Origin of the sequence: Streptomyces sp. NPDC058525, assembly GCF_042719495.1 — a bacterium.
In the GTDB taxonomy this organism is placed as follows: domain Bacteria; phylum Actinomycetota; class Actinomycetes; order Streptomycetales; family Streptomycetaceae; genus Streptomyces.
Genome location: NZ_JBHXNP010000205.1, coordinates 1 through 3,446 on the forward strand (window position 1 = coordinate 1; position 3,446 = coordinate 3,446).

The following is a 3,446-nucleotide window of genomic DNA, read 5'->3' on the forward strand; positions in this document are numbered from 1 at the left end:
TCCACCCCCCCAACCCCCCCCAGCCACGCCCGCCTGCCGGCCGCCGTCCCCGGGCGGCGCCCCCAGCATGGTCCACGCTGGGCCCGCGAACGACTACAAGGGTGTCGGACCGGGGTCAGTGGCTGTGGGAATGGCCGTCCTGTGCCGGCTCGGCGGGTGCCTTGGTCGGAGGGGCCGACTCAACGGGAGCCTGGTCCGGCTTCGCGGGTGTCCCCGTCGTGGAGCCGTGGTCGTGGCTGTGGCCATCGGAAGCGATGGTGCCAGCCAGAGCGGTCATGCCTAGCCAGGCGAGGGCCGCAATAGCCACGACGACCGCCGCGAACGGGCTGAGGAGGTGCCGCCAGCGGCCCTTGGAGTCCTTGGCGACGAACGCGACGTACGACATAAGCAGGCCGATGGGGGTCATCCAGGCGCTGCGCTCGGGGAACTGCTCGAAGTGCTGGATGCCGCCGCCGACCAGGCCGACACCGAAGGACAGCAAGAGGGAGAACGCGACGAGCGAGACTGCCTGGCTCACCGCCGGACGTTCGTCGGCCAGCACGAACTCCCTTGACGATGGTGCCGAGGAGGAACACGACGGCGCCGACACCGCAGATGATCGCGTACAGCGAGGGGTCGATCGGGTAGTGGACGACGGCGCCGGCGATGAGGGCGGCGCCCATGAAGTAGAGCATCTGGCCGGTGTAGCGGGCCGGGAGTGACTTCTTGTCGAAGGCGGGGCGGCGATGTTTCGTGGGGGAAGTCTGGTGGCGCTCGTGCTCGATAACGGTGGTCACTCGGGTAATGCCTTTCGGATCTTGGCGGGTGAGAGCAGGCAGAAGCGCGCCGACACCAGTGGTGCGGCGTCACGCTGATGCAGCCCTCAGCAGCGCAGGATCGAAAGTCGGTAGAGGCACAGTGGGTCGCCAGTACGGCTGGTCCAGGAGCGCGTGCGTTCTGCGCGTCGGCCAGGGATCCGGTTGGCAACCCGTCGCCTGAGGGCGAACGTGAACAGGGCGGCAACGATGTACAGCAGCGCCAGGCAGCTCTCTCCGACCCCGCCGTGGTCGCACTCGCCGTCCGGGCCGTGCGGTGTTGTGGTGGCATCGGCAGGGGCGACGTCAGAGTGCGCGTGCTGAGTCTTCTCACCCGCGGCGATGAGCGGGACCGCAGCGGCGTGCCCGCTGTGAACCGGCTGATGTGAGGCCAGGACGTGCATCGCGAAGAGGGCAAGCACCACCGCGAGGAGCGTTGCCCGCAGCAATGCTCCTACATGACGGTCGCGACGGACCTTGCCTGAGATCACGCCTCACAACCGTAGGAGGGCTTGGCAGCGGGAACTCCAGCAGGGGCGTCCCCGCCCGGACGGGAAGGAAGATAGCACCGGGTGTGGACGCGTCTGCGCGGCGTCCGCAACATGAGCTGATCGCACTTCGGCGTCACGCTCCGGCTTGCGGGCGTTGATGAGCCTGCTGCCGGGAGCCTTGGTCAGGGCAGCGGGCGCAGGGCACCAAGTGTGACGGCGACCAACCGGTCGACCGCAGCCCGGGAGGAGAGGGTCGAGGCGGCGGTCAGGGCGTGCAGGCAGTAGGCGGCGAGTTCGGCGGGCGGTACGTCGTCGCGCAGGTCTGCGGTCTTGGCGCCTTCGGCGATGAGGGCTTCCAGCAGCCGGATCAGGTGCTGTTCGGCGTGGCTGACGTGCTCGCTCTGGTGAAGAAGGGCGGCCAGTTCCCCGCCATGGCGCTGCCGGGCGAGGTCGGCGTAGGCGGTCGCGACCCCCGTCAGACGCTGGGCGGCGGTCCCGGGGCGGTGCGCGGCTTCGGCGAGCTGGCGGAGGTGGGCGGAGATCTGCCGCTCGTGCCAGGCACCGAGCACCGCTTCGGCATCGGGGAAGTACTTGTAGAGAGTGGCCCGCCCGATGCCGGCGCGCTCGGCGAGCTGGGACATGGTCACCGCCCGCAGACCGCCGTCCTCGATCAATGCGGCGGCCGCATCGAGGATGGCCTCCCGCACGGCCTGGCGGTGCGCATCGATGGTCTCGTTCCACAGCTTCGGCACCCACCCAGGATACGGACGTCCACGGAGGGATACACTCAGTTTTGCATGAAGACAGTGTGTCTTGAAAAAGTTGGAGGCGTCATGGCAGGCTCACCGGATCTTCATGATGACGACGGCGAGGGGGCACCGCGCTGGGTGAAGGTGTCTGCGGCGGTCGCCGTCGTCCTGATCGTGGTGTTCGTGATCGTGCACCTGGCCGGTGGCGGCATGGTGGGGCACGCGCCGTGAGCCCGTTCCCGCCGCGGCTGCGCAAGCTGGCGCTCACGCTCCACGTCACCTCCTCGGTCGGCTGGTTGGGCGCGGTCGCGGCGTTCCTTGCCCTCGCGGTTGCAGGTCTGACCAGCGGTGCACCGCAGACGGTGCGGGGCGCTTATCTGGCCATGGACGTGGTGGGCTGGTACGTGATCGTTCCGTTCAGCGTCGCCTCGCTGCTGACAGGGGTGGTGCAGTCGTTCGGCACGGTGTGGGGGCTGCTGAGGCACTACTGGGTGATCGCGAAGCTTCTGATCACTGTGGTCGCGACCGTTCTGTTGCTGGTCCATATGCAGCCGGTCGGTCATCTCGCGGACGCGGCCGCCCGGGCGGCGCTCGCGGGTGGCGAGCTTCAGGCCATGCGCATCCAGTTGATCGCGGACGCGGGCGCCGCCCTGCTGGTGCTGCTCACAGCGGCCGCACTGTCGGTGTTCAAGCCGCGCGGGGTGACCCGCTACGGGCGCCGTCGTCAGCGCGGGGTCCCGCAACCGCTCTGAGCCAGCACTGATCCGCTGTGGGGGTGTCTTCGGTCAGCCGAGGGCGCCGAGGAGTTCGTTGCATGCCTGCTCGCAGGAACGGCAGGCTTCGGCGCAGATGCGGCAGTGTTCGTGCATGTCTGCGTGCTGTCCGCACTCGTCGGCGCACGCCTTGCAGACCATGGCGCACGCTTTCAGGATCGCGGTGGTGATGTTGGCGTCGTAGCCGGTGTGGCGGGAGAGGACCGCGGCGGTGGCGGTACAGATGTCGGCGCAGTCCATGTCGGTGCGGATGCACTTGGCGAGATCGCCCACCATGCCCTCGGACAGGCAGGCGTCCGCGCACGCCGTACACGCCTGTGCGCAGGCGATGCAGGCCTCAATGCAGGTGGTGAGCTTGGCCTGGTCGATGTTGCCGAGGTCGGCCGGGTAGGTGGCGAGCATGTCCTTGACGGTGCTGGACATCATCGGTGCCTCCATATCCCCGTGAGGCCGGCGGATCCGGGGCGGCCGCCATCGAAGCCCCCGGTACCTCCAGCTAACGCCCGAAGACGCGAGCGCGCCCGGCCGCACCGTGGGGTGCGGCCGGGCGCGGTGCCTTGCGGTCGGGGTCAGTGGTAGGCGTGGACGACGGCGTGGCCCTTGCCGCGGTCTCTTATAAAAAAAAGAAGCAGCCGACGA

General features: G+C 68.9%; 6 protein-coding genes. 2 read left to right on the forward strand and 4 right to left on the reverse strand.

Features of this window, described 5'->3' with window-relative positions:
- Positions 1 to 115: 115 nt before the first annotated feature.
- From ACFWP3_RS41700 to ACFWP3_RS41710, 3 genes are all read right to left on the reverse strand, one after another.
- Positions 116 to 517, reverse strand: coding sequence for a hypothetical protein (locus tag ACFWP3_RS41700; protein WP_384232168.1), 402 nt, complete (start codon positions 515 to 517; stop codon positions 116 to 118).
- Positions 518 to 862: 345 nt separating this feature from the next.
- Positions 863 to 1,285 carry a DUF6153 family protein gene (locus tag ACFWP3_RS41705; RefSeq protein WP_384232169.1) on the reverse strand — a complete coding sequence of 141 codons (423 nt, stop codon included), beginning with the start codon at positions 1,283 to 1,285 and terminating at the stop codon, positions 863 to 865.
- 182 nt (positions 1,286 to 1,467) lie between these two features.
- On the reverse strand, positions 1,468 to 2,037 hold the full coding sequence (locus tag ACFWP3_RS41710; protein WP_384232170.1) for a TetR/AcrR family transcriptional regulator: 570 nt from the start codon (positions 2,035 to 2,037) through the stop codon (positions 1,468 to 1,470).
- 81 nt (positions 2,038 to 2,118) lie between these two features.
- On the opposite strand from ACFWP3_RS41710, the gene ACFWP3_RS41715 reads away from it, so the two are divergent.
- Together ACFWP3_RS41715 and ACFWP3_RS41720 are read left to right on the forward strand one after the other, a co-directional pair.
- Positions 2,119 to 2,265 (forward strand): hypothetical protein, encoded by a 147-nt coding sequence (locus ACFWP3_RS41715; RefSeq protein WP_384232171.1) that lies wholly within the window; start codon positions 2,119 to 2,121, stop codon positions 2,263 to 2,265.
- Complete coding sequence (locus ACFWP3_RS41720; RefSeq protein ID WP_384232172.1) at positions 2,262 to 2,786, forward strand: hypothetical protein; 525 nt, start codon at positions 2,262 to 2,264, stop codon at positions 2,784 to 2,786. The genes ACFWP3_RS41715 and ACFWP3_RS41720 overlap by 4 nt, the downstream gene beginning before the upstream one ends.
- Positions 2,787 to 2,819: 33 nt before the next feature.
- Here ACFWP3_RS41720 and ACFWP3_RS41725 read toward each other — a convergent pair whose 3' ends face one another.
- On the reverse strand, positions 2,820 to 3,230 hold the full coding sequence (locus ACFWP3_RS41725) for a four-helix bundle copper-binding protein (RefSeq protein WP_384232173.1): 411 nt from the start codon (positions 3,228 to 3,230) through the stop codon (positions 2,820 to 2,822).
- Positions 3,231 to 3,446 lie beyond the last annotated feature (216 nt).

Bases quoted from the DNA above. Each gene is read 5' to 3' on its own strand.
- ACFWP3_RS41715 (WP_384232171.1), top strand. From the start codon at position 2,119: ATGGCAGGCTCACCGGATCTTCATGATGACGACGGCGAGGGGGCACCG.
- ACFWP3_RS41725 (WP_384232173.1), bottom strand. From the start codon at position 3,230: ATGTCCAGCACCGTCAAGGACATGCTCGCCACCTACCCGGCCGACCTC.